The sequence below is a fragment of the Nocardiopsis alkaliphila YIM 80379 genome (assembly GCF_000341005.1).
Classification (GTDB): Bacteria; Actinomycetota; Actinomycetes; order Streptosporangiales; family Streptosporangiaceae; genus Nocardiopsis; species Nocardiopsis alkaliphila.
Genome location: NZ_ANBD01000031.1, coordinates 41,348 through 62,275, shown reverse-complemented (window position 1 = coordinate 62,275; position 20,928 = coordinate 41,348). Strand labels below are relative to the sequence as shown.

Sequence of the window (20,928 nt, the reverse complement as noted above, 5' to 3'; positions counted from 1 at the left end):
GCCCGGCGCGCGGTCACGATCGGGCACGGCGGGTCTCTCACAACACAGGCCGGGACCACGTGATTCCCAGGAGCCGAGTGGGGACCGGGACGTCCGCAGGACCGCGGGAGCGACCACCGATGCGTCAAGCATATCGTGACGCACCGAGCATGGTTTTCGATCATGTCCCACTATTCGGGCGCTGTCGACTCGCCCGCTCCCCGACACGCAAGGGGCCGAGGTCACGGATCCCCAGGACATGTGGTTGAAAAGTGAACTACCCGAAGGTCCCGAGCCCGACACCATTCATCCCATATTCGTCCGAACCCGCTCGTGAGGCGACCAAGATCACCTCGTTCTAGGGCGCGAGACGGTCGATCTCCCACTCCCCGTCCTCACGACGCAGGTAGCGGAACCGATCGTGCATACGGTCCCGGCCGCCCTGCCAGAACTCGACCTCGTGTGGGCGCAACCGGTATCCGCCCCAGTAGGAGGGCCTGGGGATGGGCTCGCCCTCCCCCCACACCGTGTCGAACTCGTGGAAGAGACGGTCCAGTTCCTCACGGTCGGCCACTCGATGGGATTGACGTTCACTCGCCCAGGCGCCCAACTGGGAGCCACGCGGCCGAGAGGCGAAGTAGCGGTCGTTCTCCTCGTCGTCGAGGCGCTCCACCACCCCGGTGATCAGGACCTGACGGCGGATGGCGTGCCAGGGGAACACCACCGACGCCCGTGGGTCGGCGTCCAGGGCCCGCCCCTTGCGAGAGGTGTAGTTGGTGAAGAAGCGCGGGCCTGAGGCGTCGTAGCCCTTCATCAGTACGGTGCGAGAGCGGGGGAACCCGGACGGTTCCACCGACGACAGGACCATGGCGTTGGGTTCGGCGAGCCCCGACTCGTAGGCCTGCCCGAACCACCGGTGGAACTGATCCATCGGCAGGTCCGCCAGGTCCGACCTGCGCAAGGGGTCACCCGTGTACGGTTCTCGCAATTCGGCGGGGTTCTGGTCGTCCACACCCGCATGATCTCGTGTCGGAGCCCGCCGGAGCGGACCGGCCCCCGCTTCCCGCGTGTCCACCGATCCTCGCTCACCCTTGGTCGTCCGTCCCACCGCCCGAGGTCACCGAAAGACACTCCTCCCCCGGTTCCGGCAGGTCCTGATGGCGCATACCGCACCGTTGGATGACGTGCTGGACCTGTTCCCGTCCGGTCTCCGGGTTGCGCTGGGAGGGCCCCGCCAACACCAACTGGACCATGCGACCGGCGAACCAGTTGCCGTCGTTGTCCGAATCGAACGCGATGTAACCGGAGACCCCGGTGAGCCCGTTGAGGGGATCGATGCCCTTGATCCCCGCATGGACCGAGTCCCGGTAGTCCTCGTACCGCTCCTCGGTTCGCAGGAACGGCGGTCGGATCAGACCGAGTCGACGCAGAGGGTTCTTCGTGGTGAGCTCCTCCCGGCTCAGGCCCACGGGCGGCAATGCCCTCGAAACGACCAAAAGCGCGTCATTGCCCATCGCCGCGTGCGCGAGGGAGGGACGCAGCCCTGCCTGCTCCATCTCATCGCGCGCGGCCTCCTGCCCATCGGTGTCCTCGTGCTCCTTTCGAAGGTCCTCCAGGATGCGGTCGACGGCGTCGTAGAACCCGAGGTCTCCGGCGCCCGTGTCACCCTCGACGTCCCCTTGGTCGCCCCATGGCCCGCTGGGGGCCAAGGGCGTGTAGTAGACCGGGTGCCTCTTGGCGTTCGACCGCACCCGGTCGGCCTCGTCGCTCAGCGACTTGGAGATGTCGTCGCCACCCAAAAGGGTGATCCGGCCGCCACTGCAGATCGACGGTCCGGCTGCGGAGAAGTGCTGGTAGAAATCGACGAAGTCGCTGGAACGTCCCGCGAAGTAGAGCAGGTCCGGGGGATCCTCGGCTGCGCACAGACGATCCACGTGTTCGCGCAGGGTGGTGCCGCCCTCGTCCTCGCCGAAGTCCTGGTAGAGCAGGACCCCGTTGCCGTCGTGGGCGCCGTTCTCGGGCGGAGCTCCGCCCGGGGTCTTGGCCCCCTCCCACACCTGGCCGCCCCGTTCCTCGAAGGCCTTGACGAATTCCTTCGCCAGGTGCGGTCCGTACTGCTCGTGTCGGTCGCCCTCGGGGTCGGTCTGCGCGTTGGCCAGGGCGACCACCTTTTGGTGCTCGGGCAGCCCTCGTTCCCTTCCCTGTTCGTCGGTCCAGGAGACTCCATAGCGGGCCCAGTGCGCCGCCTGGCGCGCGATCCGGGTGTTGGCGGGGGCCACCGGGAAGTAGAACTCGTTGTGCGCGCGGTCGCGCCACTGGGCGACGTCGTCGTAGGTGGCGGTGGTGCCCACCATGGGCAGGAACGCCTCCCCGACCTTGTGGATCGCCTCGCTGTTGGGGGCGACACTGTGGCCGAAACCCACCGCCGCGACCGGCCGGTCCATGCCCAGGCCCTCCCTCTCCGCCCGAGCGACGATCTCCTCCGCCGTGATCCGGGCCCCGGCCCACTGGTGCCCGGCGTTGCCGATCAAGAGCTTGATCCGAGGGATCTGCGAACCCCCGTACTTGTTGTGCTCCGCCTGCCGGTGTGCCAGCCCCAGGAGTTCGCCGTGGGCACCGGCCAGGGCCGGGTCGTCGGTCTTGGGAGAACTGAGCTCGGCCAGGTGGGCGATGGTGACGTAGGGCTCCCCACTTTTGTCGACCTCCTCGTTCTGTTCACGGATGAGCTCGGTGACCTCCTCCAGACGTTCGTTGAAGAAGAAGTCACCGAAGGTCACCCCGACGCAGTCGTGTCCTCCTCGACCGTCGTCGATCCTGGTGATGCCCATCGGTTCCAGGACGCCCCGCTGGACGCAGGGACGGAACGCCTGCACCTGGGCCGGCACCAGGACCAGACCGACCACGACGAGGAGGGCCGTGGTCACCGCGCCTCCCCCGGTGAGGAGTCCGGCCCGGGCCGGCCGGGTCAACACCCACGTGGGTTCGGTCCGCCAGGTGCGTCCGCGCCAGGACCGGGGCAGCGGCGCCACGGGCAGGGTCAGGGTCCTGGAGGCGCCCAAGGCCCCGGAGCGTTGCCGTTCCCACAGCCACCGGCGCACGGGCCGGCAGTGGAAGTCGGTGCCGTCGAACTCGGGCAGGTGGCCGTGCCGGGTGACGTCGACCTCGGATCCGATGAGCGGCGCGTCCACTTCGTGGTCACGGATCTGGACCAGGAGCAGGGGGTCGGGGAAGGCACGCCGCAACCGTTCGTCCTCGATCAGGCGGACGAGGTAGCGATCGACCCTGCCCAGCGCGCGCTGATCGAAGATGAGCACGGGGCGGGACCCGCGTGCGCGGCCACGGGGTCGGTGGGCTCCGTAGGCGGCGTGGAGGTCGTCGAGCAGGGCGTTGACCGCGATCCGGTGGGTCGCGGGTGGTCGGGGCGTATCCGGCTCCTCGGCGCCGCCGAGCCGTCCCTTGTTGCGGTCGGGCCGGTGGAGTTCGTTGAGGAGGTGGACGCCGCGAGCCCGATGCCGCCCAAGGCGGCCCTGGTCCCGGTCCTGTTGATCGTCCTCCTCTTCCTCTGGGCGGTCCATGACGTACCGATGGTGGTCGAGCCATCGGTACGGGCGCCAGGGAACGAAGAAGAAGAACACGGTGAGCAGGTACACGGCGGCCAGGACGAGACCGGCCAAGAGGGAAACGAGTTCGTTGAGCTGTTGGGCGGCCAGGCCGATGAAGGCGAAGGGGGTGGCCGCGACGACGAGCGAGACGATGAAGGCCAGCGGGGTGAGGATCTTCTCGTCGAGCAGCCCGAAGGTGGCCTTGCCGGAGACACGGGTGACCCAGCGGGAGGTCACGGCGGCCACGCGAGCGAGCCTGCGCCAATGCACGAGGGCTCGGCTTCGGGTGATCTCCCATCGGTGCGGTGCGACCGTGGAACCGGGGTGGGCCGCGGCCTGACGGGCCCGCTCCAAGAGCCCGTCCCGTTGTTCGACGGCACGCTTCAGGCGGGCCTCGCGCAGTCCGTTGATGACCTCGATCTGGGCAAGACTGGAATTGGGCAGGTGTCCGTGTTCGGACGTCTTCTCGAAGCTCTCCCCCTCGGTGTCGCGGCGGATCCGGGCGAGATCGCATCGGCGTAGNCGGTTTAGCCACAATAGGGAGCGCAGGCGTGGCAGACGTGGCGGTGGCGGAGGGCGTCGGCCCTTCGGTGGAACCGGTGGATCCTCCCGCCAAGCGAAGCCTCCGTCCACCAACCGTTCGATGAGGTCGTAAAGCTCGTCAGTGGTGACCTCGGTGTCGGACCCCCGCGCTTTGAAGCGGTCACGAGGCAGGTCGTGGGGGATGGTCTCCAGCGGTTCGGGCCGCGACCACAACCGCAGAAGGTACCCACGGCCGCGTCGGAGACGTTCGGCCGGGCCGGGGGCGGGCTTGTCCACCGCCTCCTCGGGTGCTCTCCCCTCGGACGGGGCGTCCTCCGCCTCGGCGGTGGGTTCGCGGGGCAGGGTCCACACGGGGTCGACGGCACAGCTCTCGATGAGCATGCGACGGACCTCGGCACGATCACCGGAGCGGTCCAGGAGCAGGTCGAGCACGGGCGGTGGTTCGGCGAGATCACCACGTTGGATGTCGCCCTTGCCCGCGGGACGGCGGCGGGACACCAGGGACTCCATCCGGCGCAGTCGTCGGTACAGCTTCCGGCTCGGCCGGGCACGCAGTTCCTCGAAGGCCCTGAGGAATCCGGGGCCGACATCCGGTCCCCGATCCGTGCCTTCGGTCGTGCGATTCTCAGGTGTCCGGTCGGCCACGAGGCCGCCTCCTTCCCAGAACTTCCGTCGCTCGCCACCCCCAACAGCCGACCTATTAGACAACAGGGAGAACCGTTTTTCACCCGATTCGGCAGAATTATCACTGGCCTATATCGGCCAGGAGAACAACCGATGTGAAAACCCCTTGCGATCATCACGTGGTTTCACGCCACCAACCACCGCCCTGACCGGCGGTGTCGCCGCACCCACCACTACCCTGTGCGGTGTGACCGAGATTCAGATTCCCGCGAAACTCCTGCCCGCCGACGGCCGTTTCGGAAGCGGCCCGTCCAAAGTCCGCGCCGCCCAACTCGACGCCCTCGCCGCCTCCGGCTCCCACTATCTGGGAACCTCCCACCGGCAGAAGCCGGTCAAGTCCCTCGTGGGCCGGGTCCGCGCCGGGGTGAGCGACCTGTTCTCCCTGCCCGACGGCTACGAGGTGGTACTGGGCAACGGCGGCACCACCGCCTTCTGGGACATCGCCGCCCACGGTCTGATCCGTTCCAGGTCACAGCACCTGTCCTTCGGCGAGTTCTCCAGCAAGTTCGGCAAGGTCGCCAAGGGCGCCCCATGGCTGGAGGAGCCCACGATCATCAGCACCGACCCCGGTGACCACGGCGAGGCCGTCGCCGAGGCCGGGGTGGACGTGTACGCCCTCACCCACAACGAGACCTCCACCGGTGTGGCCGCGCCCATCGCGCGAGTCGCCGGCGCCGACGAGGACGCCCTCGTCCTCGTGGACGCCACCAGTGGCGCGGGCGGTCTCGCGGTGGACATCACCGAGACCGACGTCTACTACTTCGCGCCGCAGAAGAGCTTCGCCGCCGACGGTGGCCTGTGGATCGCGATCATGTCGCCCAAGGCCCTGGCCCGGGTGGAGGAGATCGCCGCGAGCGGCCGCTACGTCCCCGAGTTCTTCTCGCTCCCCACCGCGATCGCCAACTCCGCCAAGGACCAGACCTACAACACCCCGGCCGTGGCCACCCTGCTGCTCCTGGCCGAGCAGCTGGAGTGGATGAACGAGAACGGTGGTCTGAAGTGGACCGTGGCGCGCACCCACGAGTCCTCCTCGATCCTCTACAACTGGGCGGACCGCTGCTCGGTCACCACACCCTTCGTGAGCGACCCGGCCAAGCGCTCCCAGGTGGTCGGCACCATCGACTTCTCCGACGACGTCGACGCCGCCCGGATCGCCAAGGTGCTGCGCGCCAACGGTGTCGTGGACACCGAGCCCTACCGCAAGCTGGGTCGTAACCAGCTGCGCGTGGCGATGTTCCCGGCCGTGGAGCCCAGCGACGTCAACGCGCTCACCGAGTGCATCGACCACGTCCTCACCAAGCTGTCCTGAATCGCTCCGCCCACGTTGGAGAATGGAAGCCGACCCGCCGCACGTGGGTCGGCCTCCTCATTTCACTTTCGCTCATCGCTTGTCTGGACGGTTCGACTGTGCGCAGGAACAAGAAGGAACTCCCCATCAAGATCATTTCGCACCGGGGCGCTTCGGGACATCGGCCCGAGCACACCCTGGCCTCCTATGAGCTGGGGGCCCGGCACGGCGGCGACTTCATCGAGATGGACCTGGTCGCCACCAAGGACGGTGAACTGATCTGCCGGCACGAGCAGGAGATCGGTGAGACCACGGACGTGGCCGATCGTCCGGAGTTCGCCGACCGGCGCACCACTCGGACCATCGACGGGCGCACCGTGGAGGGCTTCTTCGCCCAGGACTTCACCCTGGCCGAGATCAAGACCCTGCGCGCCCGGGAACGCATGGCCAAGGTCCGCCCGGAGAACGCGGTGATGGACGGCACCTACCAGGTCCCCACGCTCCAGGAGGTCATCGAGCTGGCCTTCTCCCTGACCAAGGAGTTGGGGCGCCCGATCGGGATCTATCCCGAGACCAAGCACCCCGCCTACCACGTGTCCCAGGGGCTGGCCCTGGAGCCGACGCTGATCGCCGCGCTGCGTGAGGCGGAGCTGGTCGGGGAGGAACCCGAGGTTCCGGTGTTCCTCCAGTCCTTCGAGGCCGAGAGCCTGCGCGCGCTCGCCGAGACGGAGCTGCCCCTGGTGTACCTGATGGGCACCGAGGAGCACTGGCTGCACTACACCACCCCGGACGGGTTGGCGGAGGTGGCGACGTTCGCGCACGCCATCGGCCCGCACAAGAGTCTGATCGTTCCCACGGGCGAGGACGGTTCCCTGGGTGAGCCCACCGACCTGGTGGAGAAGGCACACGAGGCCGGCCTGCTGGTGCACCCGTACACGTTCCGCAGCGAGAACCACTTCCTGCCCACCGAGCTGCGTTCGGACGGCGACCCCAAGGACTACGGGGGTTTCGCCGCGGAATATGAGGTGTTCTTCGAGCTCGGTGTGGATGGGGTGTTCACCGACTTCTCCCGGCACGCCTTCCTGTGCCGAGAACACTTCCTGGACCCGCAGCCCATCGACTAGGTGGGCCCGGAGGAAGAGGGACCGTCCCCGCCCTTCACACACTGCGAGGTCGAAGTACCAGGCGCGGGCATCGCCTCCAGGTGTGGTGTCCACCGCCTCGATCTCTCACCATGTCCGTTGCTCTTTCGCCATCCGAACGACGGCTCGCCCCACAGCGGTGAGAGGATGACCACCCAGAACACGAAGAAAATCTTCATTTACTCAAGGCGCAAAGCCACGTACGGTAGTGGTGTAGACACAACACATCAAGCCTACGGCGAAGAGTTAGACCAGTTCACGTGATGTATCATTGGCCTCGTTAGGTGTGAATCTGCACTCTCAAACCAGCGGAGCCACCCTGGATGCTCACGCTACGTTGATCGCGACAGGCGCAATGGCGCCTCTCTCGGTCGGTTTCAGCCCGGACAGCCCGAAAACAAGGGGGCCTTTCCGATGACCACACTGAAGAAGTGTGTGGTGTCCATCAAATTCTACAACGGGGACAGTGACGAGCTCGACCAAGATGTCGTCGCAGTGAACGCGACGATGCAGTACGCCGAGAACCGCACGCTACAGCTTCGGGAACTGAACATCCACATACCCCAAGAAGCCGAGGAAGGCGACTTCCTGTTCGACGCGATGCGGAGTGTCGACTTCGAGAGCTTCGTCCGTTCGCTGAGCAAGACCGGCCGGGCACTGAACTCGGCTCCCGGGAAAGAGACGAATACGCCCTCCGCGAACGATCCCAAGCCGACGAAGGATCCGGCCGCCTTTTCGGCCTCACGCCGCCCCTATCGCCGCATGCCCGACGCCGAAGAGGTGAAGAAGGTCTTTCTAGACACCAAGAGCGTGGGCAAGTTGGCGCAGCACTACGACGTCCCGAGGTACACCGCCCAGGCATGGGTGGACCGACTGCGTCGCCAAAGGGCTCTGAAAGCGTAGGACGGATGAACCCACGTCGGCAACCCCTCGACCATCACTCTCGGAATCGATCCTTTGACCATGAGTGATAAATTGGCGGTCGACAACGTCCGCCGAACCGCACTCAGGGGGAGAGATGCCGGTCCGTTGGTATAGCAATGTCGTCGATTGCCACGATCCCGTGGCTCAGGGCCTGTGGTGGTCCGAGGTACTCAGCTGGCGAGTCCTCTACCAATCGGATGAAGAGACCGTCCTCATCCCACCATGGATGGGAACCGACGCCGTCTCCCATGAGGAATGGGCACATTACCCACCCGGGATGGTTTTCGTCCGGGTATCCGAGGACAAGCAGGTCAAGAATCGACTGCACATGGACCTGGCCCCGCACACGAAGGACGATTGGGATGAAGAGGTCGCCCGGCTGCTCGGCATGGGCGCCAATGAGGTCTCGGTGGGACAGAAGGACGTGCCTTGGACCGTCCTGACCGACCCTGAGGGCAATGAGTTCTGCGTTCTACGATCGCGAGACCGCTAGATCGTTGATGGGAAAATGTGTCCTGGTCAGTGGTCGTAAGCGATCAACGACCGCTTGACCGGGGCACCGATCAGCCAGTTGTGCCAGATCGCGGCGTTGAGCGCGCAGATCCGTTGACACACCCTGACCCACAACCCCTCGCTGGTCCGGGCCCGGTGCCGCTCCAGCCCGAGCTGGTCCTTCAACGTCCAGATGATCGCCTCGATCCTCTGACGCAACCAGCCAGGAAACCCTGACGGGCCCTGGCCGCGTTTCTTCTCCGATTCCAGGGCCGGACGCACGATGGTGTGCCCCAGCCGGGCCACCGCGGCCTGGATCCCGGCCCCGGCGAAACCCTTGTCGCACACGATCGGCACCGGGGCGGGTGCGCACTGCTGTGCGTGCAACAGATGCAGGGCCTGTTTACGCTCGTCCAGCTCTTTGGGGTGGGCCAGACTGAACGCGCACACCGCCCCCTCGGCGGTGGTGATCAGCATCAGCTTGGCGCCCCAGTAGAAGGCGTGGTGGGAGGTGTCCATCCCATACCCGGCGATCTGGCCCAGACCGGAGCGGTGGACCGTCACCCGGGAAGCGCCGCACCGGATGGGGGTGCCATCCATCAACCGCAGACTCTCCCACCAGGTGGGGATGGAGCGGGCCAACCACATTGCGACGGTGAGCAGGACCGGGGCCAGCGCGCGTAGGTGGCGGTTGTATTCCGATTGGCACGGTAGGCGGGGGAACAGGTGACCGATCCGGGCCGGGGCGGCCCGCATCCAGTGGTGTTCGGAGTCGCATCTGAGCAGGACCTGGGCGATGGCCACGCACACCAGCTCGGCGTCGGTGAGCAGGCGAGGCCGGCCCGGCCCACGAGGCCGGTTCGTTGAAGGGAGCACATCGTCGTCCAGATGGACGTAGAGTGCTGTCAGAAGGGCGTCAAGGTCAGTCTTCACACACCGATCCTGGACGCCCTTCGCTATGCCCGCAGCAGGTTCAGGGATTTCCCATCAACGATCTAGGCAGTGTTTTTAGGTCATTGCGCGAGCACTCACGTTCTGGATGCATGGGGGACGAGGCCCCTCGGCCGTCTAGGTGGCACGAACCGGACGAGGGGGTCCTCGCACTCCTGGCTTCTTCCTGTCGGCGAATCGACCACCACGGGAGATCAGTCGGCTTCCATGAGTCCGCGAAGACGATCGGCGAAACCGACCGGGTGGGTGACAAAACCCGCGTGCCCTCCGGGAAAGACGGTCGGTGTACTGCCCAACCGAGCAGCCAGCGCAAGTCCGGTGTCATGAGCGAACTGTTCCCGCGACGTCTGCCCAACGCCCACCATGATCCGTACGCCCGTCTCCTTCAGGACATCAGTGTCAGGCCGGTAGTCGACGACGCCCGACAGGACACGCGAGAAGAAGTGATCCAGGTTCCTCCGCATGCGGATGGCTCTCTCTTGGGCCAGAACAGCGGATCGAGGACTCTCCGGAGCATGCCGGGCCGGGTCCGAAACATGCTTCATCCTGGATCCCGCCACGAAGACTTCCATGGCCCGTTCCGCCCCATGGGTCCGGTAGATCTCGCACACCTTGAGTACAAGACTCCGGCGCGTGTCCCACTCGGGTAGGAACCGAGCTACCGGTGGTTCGTGAACCACGAGTGCCATCACCGACACCGGGTGGCGAGCCGTGAGCTCCAGTCCGATCTGGCCACCACCACTCGTACCGAAGACGTACGCCGGCCCTCCATCGACCCTTTTCAACAGGTTCCAGGCGTCCTGGGCCTGAGTCTCCACGGAAACCCTGTCGGTGGGCTCGCTCAGTCTGCTCCGGGAGACTCCTCTGCAGTCATAGGTGAGCACACTGAAGGATGTCTCCAACAGCGGGATGAGCCCGGCGAAGTCCCGTGCATCGTCCGTACCTCCTGGGATCAGCAACAAAAGAGGGCCCGAGCCGGATATCTCGTAGTGTAATTCGGCTCCGGAAACAGCGAGAGTGCCCATGATTCCTCTCCTGGTCGGTCCTCGACGGACGTGCGAACCACGCGGGACGGGCGCTGTGGGGCCGGGCCGGCCCCACAGCGCCCGTCCCGGAAACACGTCACACGGTGGCGGTCTCCACGGGCTGTCCGGTGGAGGTTTCGGGCGGGTCGCCCACAGCATCCCCGCCCAGTTCCCCGGTGAGCAGCTCAGCGATGGAACGGATCGTTGGGTTACTCCATAGGATCGTCGGTGGCAGATCCACACCGAACCGGCGGTGCAGTCGAACCCGAAGGCCGACGGTCATCACCGAGTCCACCCCCAGCTCCACCAATGGTCGGTCAATCTCCACGTCCTCGACGGACAGGTTGAGTTCGATCGCGGCTTGTTCGTGTGTCTCACCCAGTACCGCCGGAGCGAGTTCCTCCGGGGAGAACGCCGACCAGTCCACCGCCAAGGACCCTCCTTCGGCGTCCTCGGCGTTCTCCACGTCCTCCAGTTCGGAGAAGACCGGCAAGGACCGGTCGGGCATCACACGGAGAATCGCGTAGTACGGCAATCCGAAACGGTCCGAGAACGCCCACGATCGGAACGCCTCCGTCAAAGAGATACCTCCCAGACCTCGGGACTCGGCCTCCATGATCGTGGTGCTCGCGGTGCTCTCGCCCATCCCCACACCACGCCACTGTGTCCACGCCAGACTGGTGGTCTCGGTGTGTCCTTCGGCACTACGCAGTGCCGCCAGGCCGTCCAGGAACGAGTTGGCGGCGGCGTAACTCGTCTGCCCGGTCAACCGGGCGAACTGACCGCAGGACGAGAACATGGTGAAGAAGTCCAACGTCCCCGGAGGGAAGAGACGGTGCAGCACCATGGCCCCACCCACTTTGGGTCCGAAGGTGGTTCGCAGGTCACGAAGATCGGTCTTGTCCACCAAGGCATCCGACACCACACCTGCGGCGTGAACGACGCCTCTGATGGGAGGCAGTCCGAGCGCGGATGGGTCGAGGGCCGCGGTAGCCGCCTCGGCATCCGAGATGTCCAGGGAGAGCACCCGCACGGTCACCCCTAGGGCTTCCAACGCGAGCACCGCGTCGATACCAGCGCGGATTCCGGGGTCCTCGACCCGTCCCCATTCGGATCGTGGCGGCAATCCACGACGACCGACCAGGACGAGTCGGCGCGCCCCACGTTCGGCCAGGTACTGCGCGGTGGCCAAGCCCAGAGCACCCAGACCACCGGTGATCAAATAGGTGCCGTGAGGTTGGCATTCCAGGACCGGTTCCGTCAGCTGTCGTTCCACCTGGCTCAGGCGCGCAGCGTAGGCCCCCTCCGACGTGAGCGAGACGACGTCCTCCGTGGGTCCCACCCGTTCGAGGAGATCGACCAGCAGCCCCATGCTCTCGTCCACGGCCGGATCCAGCCCGTTCTGTAGGTCTACCAGCCCACCCCACAGGTCCGACCGCTCACCGGCGATGATCCTGGAAACCCCCCACAGCGGGGCCTGGGAAAGAGCGGATTCGTGCTCTGGGTCCCGCACCCCCCGGGTCAAGCACCAGAGTCGGAGAGCGGGATCCGTGTCTCCTGAACCGCGACGTCCGAGATGTTGGGCGACGTCGACAAGTGTCCACGCGCACCGTTCCGAAGCACTCTGCGCCGTTTCACCGTCGCGTGATGGTTCCGGAACCACCAGGACGACGCCTTGTCGCCCCTCCGGAAGGTCGAGGAGATCTCGGGGTCGCTCCAACCGGGTGACCGAGATGTTCCGGGACCGTAGAGTGCGTTCCATTGCCGAGGTGACGGGGGAATCCCCCAGGAGCACGACAGTGTTCACGGAGCGCCGTTCCCCGGTCGCTTCGAGCGGCTTCCACACGACCTCGTGAACGAGCTGGCGCGGTGTGAGCACGCTTCCCGGGCGGTCGTGGACCTGGGTGAAGCGCAGGCCCTTCGCCTCACACACGACGTTGCCGTGCTCGTCGGCGACCAAGACGTCGATGGTCGTCGCCGGAGAGTGAGCGGAACGCGTCGTATGCACCACCACACGGCCGGGCGGCTCCCCACGGTAGACGATCGAGTCCAGGTGGGAGGAGGTACGGAGAGTACGTGAATCCTCCTGGGTGACCAAGACTCCACTGACGGTCAAAGCTCCGTCGATGACCGCCGTCCAACTGCTCGGATGCAGTTTGGGGGTGTGGTCGATGGTGACGATCGCCAGCTGTTCCGTCTCGTTGCGTCGCAGCTCCTCCACGACCCAGGGGAAGGTGTATCCCTCCACCCCCATGTTGAGGAAGACCTCATCGACCCGCTTCCATGACCATTCCTCCGGACAACGCGCACGGATGCTCTCAACAGGCTCCAGCGACCGTGAACTCACTGCCATCGAACGGTCCACGGAAGCGGTGGCGTGGGTGATCCATTCGTCTCCCTGTTCCGCTTCGTCGGCGACCCCCTCCTCACGACGCAGACGGCTCGCCATTCGCACCTGGTTCTGGTCAAGGACCACCTGGACCACCCGCGGAGGCGTCGCCGCGAGCGGAGTACGCAAAACGATGTCGGTCAGACCCGATGTCCGCCGATCACCCTGGGCCGCAGCCTGCGCGAAGGAGTTGATGACCACTGACGCCGGAACCGTCTCCACTCCGACCACCTTGTGGTCTTGAGCGTAGGGACGGTTGGCCATGTCCAGGTGGGTCTGCCACACCTTCTGGTACGGGGCACTGGCGACCGTGCTAAGACCGCCCAGCAGCGTGTGCGTGTCGGGATCGTGCCCCCGTCCACGGCTCTCTTCCGGCCCGTCCGGGAAGATCCAGTAGGGACGGTGTTGCCACACGACGGAGGGCATCGGCAGCAGCGTTCCCTCGTATCGCCAGTCGATCTGACTTCCCGAGCAAAAGAGCCGTGCCAGGTTCACCGACAGGGTCGTGACCTCGGGCTGGTCACGGCGCAGACTCACGGCCACGGTCACGTCCTCCAGGCCGGAGTCGATCGCGCATTCGGTGATCGAATGCGCGACGACCGGGTGGGACGACACCTCTAGGAAGGTTCGAGCGCCGTCTTCCAGGGCCGCTTGAACACCCTGGGCGAATCGCACCGATGAGCGCAGGTTGCGTTCCCAGTAGTGTCCCTCGCGCGGTGCGTCCGCGCGCGGGTCATCGAGCGCCGTGCTGTACAGAGGGATGTTCGGTGGCCGGGCCGACAACTCACGTGCGGCCTCCGCGACCTTCAAAAGCACCGCGTCCACGTGTGGGCTGTGGAAAGCGACGTCGGTGTTGACCGAGCGGACCTCCACCCCCTCGGTGCGCAGCTCATCCGCCAGTGCCTCGACGGCGCCGGCGTCACCGGAGATCACGGTGGAGCGTGTGCTGGCCGCGATGGCGGCCTCGACACCGTCACGATCCGCCACTCGTTCGCCGGCCTCGTCGAAACCGAGTCCCACGAGGGCCATGGCCCCCGCACCCGCGATGTCCTCCAGGGCCACGGCCCGACGGCAGGCGAACCGAGCGGCCGGTTCACGGTCCAAGGCTCCGGCGACGACTGCGGCGGCCACCTCCCCCACTGAGTGGCCTATGATCGCGGTGGGACGGAGTCCTTGGGCGTGCCAGACGTCGGAGAGCGCGATCTGCATGGCGAAGGTCATGGCCTGGACCCGTGAGACGGTCCAGGGCCCACCCTGCTCAATGACCTCGCGGGGCGTCCATCCGACCTCTTCCCGGAACACGTCCGCCAGACCGTCGATCGCCGAGCTGAACACCGGTTCCTCTTGGAGTAACTCACGGCCCATTCCACTCCACTGTGACCCGTGGCCGGAAAAGACCCAGACGGGTCCGTTCCCGTCCACGGACCTCGCGCGTCCGAACACGGCCTTGGGGGATCGTTGGTCCTCCGCGAGGGCCGTGAGAAGATCGGCGGCCTCCTCCGAGGAGGACGCGACGACGGCGGCCCGTACGGTCAGGTGGGACCTTCTTCGCGTAAGCGTGTGAGCGACCGAGGTCAGGCGAGCGTCCGGGTGTTCACGCAGCCAGTCCGCATGTGCTTTGGCCAGGGCTCTCAGTCCCTTGTCCGACTCCGCGGAAAGGGGCAGCAGGACCGGAGTACCGTCGTCGTGCGGCTCGATCGCGCTTCGGTCGGCCGCCAGGTCGGCGGGAGCCTCCTCCAAGACGAGGTGGGAGATGGTACCGCCGACCCCGTAACTGGAGACACCCGCACGGCGAGGACGTTCACCCCGACACCATTCCTGCGGTTCGTCCACCAGACGCAGACTACGACTGTCGAGATCCAGGTCCGGGTTGACCTCGTCGTGCGGACTGACAGGGATCTTCTCGTGTTCCAGGGCCAACACGGTCTTCATGGCCCCCGCTATACCGGAAGCGGCCTCGACGTGACCGATGTTGGGTTTGAGAGTGCCGAACAACAGTGGTCGGTCAGGTGCGCGTACCGTCCCGAACACCTTGGCCATGGCCGTGGTCTCGGCCTGATCTCCCAGGGGGGTACCGGTGCCGTGGGCCTCAACGTAGTCCACTGACGCGGGATCGATCCCCGAAGAGGCGTAGACTCCGCGCAGCATGTTCTCCTGGGCTTCCCCGTCGGGTGCCATCATTCCGTCGGACCGGCCGTCTTGGTAGACACCGCTGCCCACGATGAGCGAGTGGACCGTGTCTTTGTCGCGCCGCGCGTCGGAGAGGCGTTTGAGCACCATGACCGCCGCGCCCTCACCACGGCCGTAACCGTCGGCACGACGGTCGAACGCCTTGCTGCGACCGTCGGGCGCGGTGGCACCCGCCGCGTCCAGCGCGACGACCAGGGCGGGGGAAGCCATGATGTTGATCCCACCGACGATCGCGAGGGACGTCTCCCCCGAGCGCAGGCTCAAAGCGGCGGTGTGCAGGGCGGTGAGCGATCCGGCGCAGGCGGTGTCCACGGCCATGCTCGGGCCACGCAGATCCAGAAAGTAGGAGATGCGGTTGGCGATCCCGTAGTAGGTGGTGCCGTTGACCGCCCAAGCACCGGTACGAGGAATGTCCTCCAGGAGACGTCGCCCGTAGTCGTTGGAGTTCGCGGAGACGAAAACCCCGGTGTCGGACTTCCCCAGGGATAACGGGGGCATCCCCGCGTCACCCAAAGCCTCCCAGGACAGTTCCAGCAGGATGCGTTGCTGTGGGTCTAGGTATTCGGCCTCACGCGGAGTGATCTTGAAGAATTCCGCTTCGAACCCCTCGATATCATCGAGGAAGAATCCCTTACGTGTGGTTTTCCGGAGAATGGCCGTTGCCTCAGGACTTCCGCTGAGGTAGGGGTCCCACCGTTTCGAGGGCATCTCACCCACTGGGGCGGGATCGCCGAGAAGTGCCGACCACAGCCCGGCCGGAGAGTCGATATTCGGCGCGAACCGGCAGCTCATACCGATGATCGCGATGGCCTCGTCCTGTTTCCCTGTCATCCACCCACACTCCCTATTCATGTTCGCTTTTCGAACGTTCACGCAGACTCAACGGACGCAAGTCGGTCCAGACCTCCTCGATATGGGCAAGGCACTTGGCTTTTGCACCTCGAAACCCCACGGTCTTCCACCCTGCGGGAACCTCATGGTCAGCGAGCCAGATGGAGTACTGCTCCTCGTGATTACTGACGACTTCGTAGATTCGATCATCGGAATCCAACGTGTTTCCTTTCAGTCGTGTGGTGATCGGGAGAAATTGCCCTCACATTCGGGTGTTGCGTTTCGTGACCAATGGTTCGAGCCGTTCTAGGAACTCGGAGTTCCCTGATCCAACAACGTCCGAACGTAGTGGGCGATGTCGGCCGGCGCTGAAACCGCATTTTCATTGATAAACCGCGATACGTCCGGTTCCTCGTCGGTTCGGAAACGGCGCAACCGTTGACGGACAACGGACGCGTCGGAGAGTTCGGCGAGGTGACCGGCGATACCGGCTACCCAGACCTCTCGTGTGTCGAGTCGGCCCACCCGCGCGTACCACTGGCGGTCCGGCATGGACTCAAGGTGGTGTCCGGCCTCACGAAGCCCCGCGAGCAGATCCTGTGTGTGGCCCACGGTGTTGGGGATCGCATTGATGTACCGACATCCGGCGGGGTCCGCCGAGCGTCCCAGGTCCGCGAGCAATGTGGCCACCGCGTCGGCGGGCAGGGCTTGGAAGAGACGGTTGCCCGGGGTGTCGAATTCGGACGGGTAGTGACCGGTGGCCACCATCGCCTTGGTCCAGCTCCAGATGTAGTCCGTTTCGCTGACCTGGTATCGCCGCCGGTCCCCGTAGACGCTGGGGCATCTGACGATGGTGCACGGAACGTCCGCTTGGGCGGAGTACGCCAGGTGAAGCTCAGCGACCGCCTTCGATCTCGCATAACCGTTGCGTGCCGATGGCAGGGCGTGCAAAGGTCCGTTGGCGATCTCGACGTCTCCCCCATAGGAGGGTGACTCCAGGACCGCACTGGTGGAGACGAACGTCACGCTCTTACGACGTCCGGTGGACGCGAAGGCGACAAGGGCGGGCACGCTGTACGCGTTGATTCTGGCCAATTCTTCGTAGGGGTAGATGTGGTTGACCCACGCCGCCACATGAACGAGACGGCCGACTCGTTCGACCAGTGACTCATGGTCCGGCGAGGAGAGCCCGAGCCGAGGCTCTCCCACGTCCCCTTCCACGATCTCCAGACGAGAACGGATCTGGTTCCAACTCACCCCAAGCGCTTCCAGGCGTCGACGAAGCTCGTTCTCACGGGACACTCCACCTCGTAGAAGGCAGATGACCCGTGTTCCCCTGGCCAGGAGTTCGGCCAGGGTGAAACCTCCGAGGAAACCGGAGGCCCCCGTTAGAAGGACCACCTGGTCATCGCCGATCGGCAGGGGTGCCGCCGGGGCGGGTACGGACGCCATCCTGTCGGCGGCCTTCGCGCGCATCGTCGCGATGTCCACGGCCTCCGTCTCCGTAACAACCGAAGGGCCCTCGACGGACTCGATCTCGGATCCCGGGCTTGCTTCCTCGATCGGAGCCCGTCGCAGACGGTCGACCTCTTCGGCCATCTCCTGGAGCATGGGGTTCTGGAAGAGGGTCTCCATGGGAATCCGGACGTCCAGACGATGAGCGATGGACGACACGAGCCGGACCACCATGAGGGAGTGCCCGCCCAGTTCGAAGAAGTTCGAATCCGCACCGACGCCCTCACGACCAAGAACGTCCGACCAGATTTTGGCAAGGACTCTCTGCGTCTTCGTCGACGGAGGACGGGATTCGGTCGGGGTGTCCCGGGTACGACGTCTCCTGAGTGCGGCCAAGGCCCTGCTGTCGAGTTTGCCGTTCCGGGTGAGTGGCAGCTCGTCCACCATGACCACGATCGAGGGGACCATCCACTCGGGAAGATCGGCCAGCAAAGCACGTCTGACTCGTGTCGAGGTGATCTCCGCCATCGGAGAGCCCACCACGTAGGCGACCAGGATCTTGTTCCCGGACGCGTCCTCCTCGACCGTGACCGCTCCCTCCATCACTCCGTCGAGACGGTTGAGCGCTGCCCGTAGCCCCCCGACCTCCACACGGTGGCCTCGGATCTTGCACTGTTCGTCCGCCCTTCCCAGGTAGGCGATCCCCTCCCGCGTTCGGCGGATCGCGATGTCCCCCGTGCGGTACATGCGGGCTCCGGGGATCCGGGTGAAGGGATCGGGCAACATCCGCTGTGCGGTCAGCCGGGGGGAGTTCAGGTACCCGAGGGCCACTCCGGCACCACCGACATGGATCTCGCCGGGCACGCCGTCCGGTACCGGACGCATCTCGTCGTCGAGAATGTACAGCGATAGGTCGGGCAGAGGCTCCCCGATGAGGGATCGTGACAGTCGGGTGTCGGCCGTGGTGACCTGACGAAAAGTCACGTGGACGGTGGTCTCCGTGATGCCGTACATGTTGACCAGCCGCGGGTGTTCGTCCCCGAAGGCGTCGAACCATACCCCCAAAGCGGAGTAGTCGAGCGCCTCACCACCGAACACCACGTAGCGCAGCGCCAGGGAACGCGGCTCGGCGAGGGCGACGGAGGCGAACTGGGAGAAGGCGGAAGGTGTCTGGTTGAGGATGGTCACTTTCTCGCTTCTCACCAGTTCGAGGAACATGTCGGGGGCCCTCGTCATCCACTGGGGAACCGACACCAACCGTCCCCCGTGGGCCAGACACCCCCACAACTCCCAGACCGAGAAGTCGAAGGACGCGGAGTGGAAGAGCGTCCAAACGTCTTCGGGACCCGGCTCGAAGAACCGTTCGGACACCGCGAGGAGCCGGAGCACGTTCGCGTGCGAGACCAGGACCCCCTTGGGGTCACCGGTCGACCCCGAAGTGTGGATGACGTAGGCCGGCGCCGAGGAAGGGACGCTGACATGAGACTTTTCGGGGGTGGTGAGGCCCTTTTCGAAAAACTTCTCGGCCAGCTTCAGGACCGTGTACCCACCCTCGGGGAGCCGTCCTCGTGCGCCCTCGTCGGTCAGGACCACCTTCACCGAGTAACCGGCGAACTGCTCGGCCGTCCTGGCCTGGGGGTTGCCGGGGTCCACCGGCATGTAGGCCGCACCACTCGCGAGGATGCCGAGGATGCCGGCCACCAGTTCGGGTGAACGATCGAGGACGACGCCCACGAAAGAGCCCGGTCCGACACCGTATTCTCGAAGCGTACGGGCGACGTGACCGACCCTCTCGTGCAGCTCACCGTAGGTGAGATGCCGATCCTCGTGCGTTACCGCGATCGATTCCGGCCGAAGTCGCGCCTGTTCGGCGAACCGGTCGTACAGTGTGCCCTGAACCCGCACCACCTCGGCCGGCCCGGCCCCCACGCTCCTGGTCTCGTCGTCCATTGACATCAGGGGAGCCGCCTTGAACGGTCGGTCCGGCTCCCGGGAGGTCTCACAGGCCAAGCGCACCAACCACTCCGCGTACCTTTCGACCGTGGACTCGTCGAACAACTCGTCATCGAACGGCAGATAACCCAGGACACGGTCGTCCTCGCACCAGAGTTCGGCCATGAGGTCGAAGTGGGTCGCCCCACCCTCCAGGTCGAAGAACGAGATGTCCATGCCAGGCATCTGTGGTGGCTCGGGCGCGCTGTCGCGCAGGCTCAGGGAGGTCTGGAAGATCGGCGTCGTCCCCGGGCGACGCGTGTGGGCGAGCTCCTGCACCAGTACGTCGAACGGAAGGTCCTGGTGTGTCATGGCGTCGGAGAGCGCTCGTCCCGCACGGCGAACGAGTTCACGAAGTGAGGGCCGACCCCCCAGGTCAATGCGGATCGGAAGCCAGTTGAGGAAGTAACCGACCATCCGCTGAGTCTCCGGCCTGCCACGGGCTGCCACCGGCACTCCCACGACCAGCGAATCCTCACGGACGAGGCGGCCGAGAAACCCGGCGTACAGGGCGAGGAAGACCCCGAGCAGTGTCGTGGATTCCTCCTTGGCGATGGCTCTGAGACGACGGACGGCATCGGCCGGGAACTCGATATGTTGAAAGGTCCCCTGGCTGCCGCGGACCGGCGGGCGAGGTCGATCCGTCGGTAATTCGAGCAGATCGGAAACGTCGGACAACTGGTCACGCCAGTGGGCCAGACCTCGTTGCACGGCGTCGCCGTTCGTCTCGCGGCGTTGCCAGTGAGCGAAATCCGGGTAGTGCAGGTCCAGTGGTTCGAGATCGGGCCCTGCCCCGATCACAGCGGCATAGAGGGCGCCCAGGTCCTCCAGGAGAATGCCGAGCGACCAATAGTCCGAGATGATGTGATGCTGGACCAGAGCCAGGACATGGTCCTGCTCACCGACTTCGTACAGGCGGCACCTGAGGAGGGGCCCCGACCCGAGGTCGAAGGGTTCGGTCACCGAGGCCGACGCACGACGTCGGGCCTCACCAAGGGGATCGTCCGCACCACGACAGTCCTCGACGGACAGTGGGACCCGTAGCCGGTCGAGCACCACCTGGCATAGTCCGGTACGGCCTTCCCGGAAGACCGTTCGCAACGCCTCGTGCCGATCGACCAAACCGTCCAGCGCTTGTTCGAGGGCTTGGGGCCGAAGAGGTCCGCGCAGACGCAACGCGACCGGAACATGGAAGATCTGACGGTAGGTGACCAGGGCGTTCATGAACCATAAGCGCTCTTGCTCGTAGGAGACGGCTATTTCCGTCTCCCCTTGTGGACGTCGAGGGATCCCCTCCTGACCGGCGTTCTCCTGAGCGAGGATGCGGTCGAACAGGCGTCGTTGCGTAGGAGTCAGTGCGGAGATACGACGCTCCAAGGCATCATGGCCGCCCGTGTCCCAAGGCTCTTCGTTCACTGTTCCTCCTTTCTGGGAGCGATCG

At 65.6% G+C, this 20,928-nt stretch carries 10 protein-coding genes; 4 read left to right on the top strand and 6 right to left on the bottom strand.

Annotation, left to right across the window (positions count from 1 at the left end):
• Positions 1–337: 337 nt before the first annotated feature.
• Positions 338–991, bottom strand: coding sequence for a pyridoxamine 5'-phosphate oxidase (gene pdxH, locus D472_RS0104395; RefSeq protein ID WP_017603290.1), 654 nt, complete (start codon positions 989–991; stop codon positions 338–340).
• Positions 992–4,995: 4,004 nt separating this feature from the next.
• Here pdxH and serC point away from each other — a divergent pair.
• The 4 genes from serC to D472_RS0104370 all read left to right on the top strand — a co-directional run bounded on the left by serC (position 4,996) and on the right by D472_RS0104370 (position 8,655).
• Complete coding sequence (gene serC, locus D472_RS0104385) at positions 4,996–6,117, top strand: phosphoserine transaminase (RefSeq protein WP_026117372.1); 1,122 nt, start codon at positions 4,996–4,998, stop codon at positions 6,115–6,117.
• A 98-nt stretch (positions 6,118–6,215) separates the two neighbouring features.
• Positions 6,216–7,220, top strand: coding sequence for a glycerophosphodiester phosphodiesterase family protein (locus tag D472_RS0104380; RefSeq protein WP_017603287.1), 1,005 nt, complete (start codon positions 6,216–6,218; stop codon positions 7,218–7,220).
• Positions 7,221–7,676: 456 nt separating this feature from the next.
• On the top strand, positions 7,677–8,141 hold the full coding sequence (locus D472_RS0104375; protein ID WP_239642913.1) for a hypothetical protein: 465 nt from the start codon (positions 7,677–7,679) through the stop codon (positions 8,139–8,141).
• Between the two features lie 115 nt (positions 8,142–8,256).
• On the top strand, positions 8,257–8,655 hold the full coding sequence (locus tag D472_RS0104370) for a VOC family protein (protein ID WP_017603285.1): 399 nt from the start codon (positions 8,257–8,259) through the stop codon (positions 8,653–8,655).
• Between the two features lie 26 nt (positions 8,656–8,681).
• Here the strand turns inward: D472_RS0104370 and D472_RS0104365 are convergent, their stop codons facing one another.
• The 5 genes from D472_RS0104365 to D472_RS0104350 all read right to left on the bottom strand — a co-directional run bounded on the left by D472_RS0104365 (position 8,682) and on the right by D472_RS0104350 (position 20,903).
• Entirely contained in the window at positions 8,682–9,587 is a 906-nt protein-coding gene (locus D472_RS0104365; protein ID WP_017603284.1) for an IS4/IS5 family transposase, read from the bottom strand.
• Positions 9,588–9,799: 212 nt separating this feature from the next.
• On the bottom strand, positions 9,800–10,630 hold the full coding sequence (locus D472_RS0104360; RefSeq protein ID WP_017603283.1) for an alpha/beta fold hydrolase: 831 nt from the start codon (positions 10,628–10,630) through the stop codon (positions 9,800–9,802).
• A 97-nt stretch (positions 10,631–10,727) separates the two neighbouring features.
• Entirely contained in the window at positions 10,728–16,040 is a 5,313-nt protein-coding gene (locus D472_RS0104355) for a type I polyketide synthase (RefSeq protein ID WP_017603282.1), read from the bottom strand.
• A gap of 13 nt (positions 16,041–16,053) precedes the next feature.
• Positions 16,054–16,260, bottom strand: coding sequence for an MbtH family protein (locus D472_RS27395; RefSeq protein WP_083903377.1), 207 nt, complete (start codon positions 16,258–16,260; stop codon positions 16,054–16,056).
• Between the two features lie 86 nt (positions 16,261–16,346).
• The gene (locus tag D472_RS0104350) at positions 16,347–20,903 is read right to left on the bottom strand and encodes a non-ribosomal peptide synthetase (RefSeq protein ID WP_017603281.1); all 4,557 of its coding nucleotides are present in this window, start codon (positions 20,901–20,903) and stop codon (positions 16,347–16,349) included.
• Positions 20,904–20,928 lie beyond the last annotated feature (25 nt).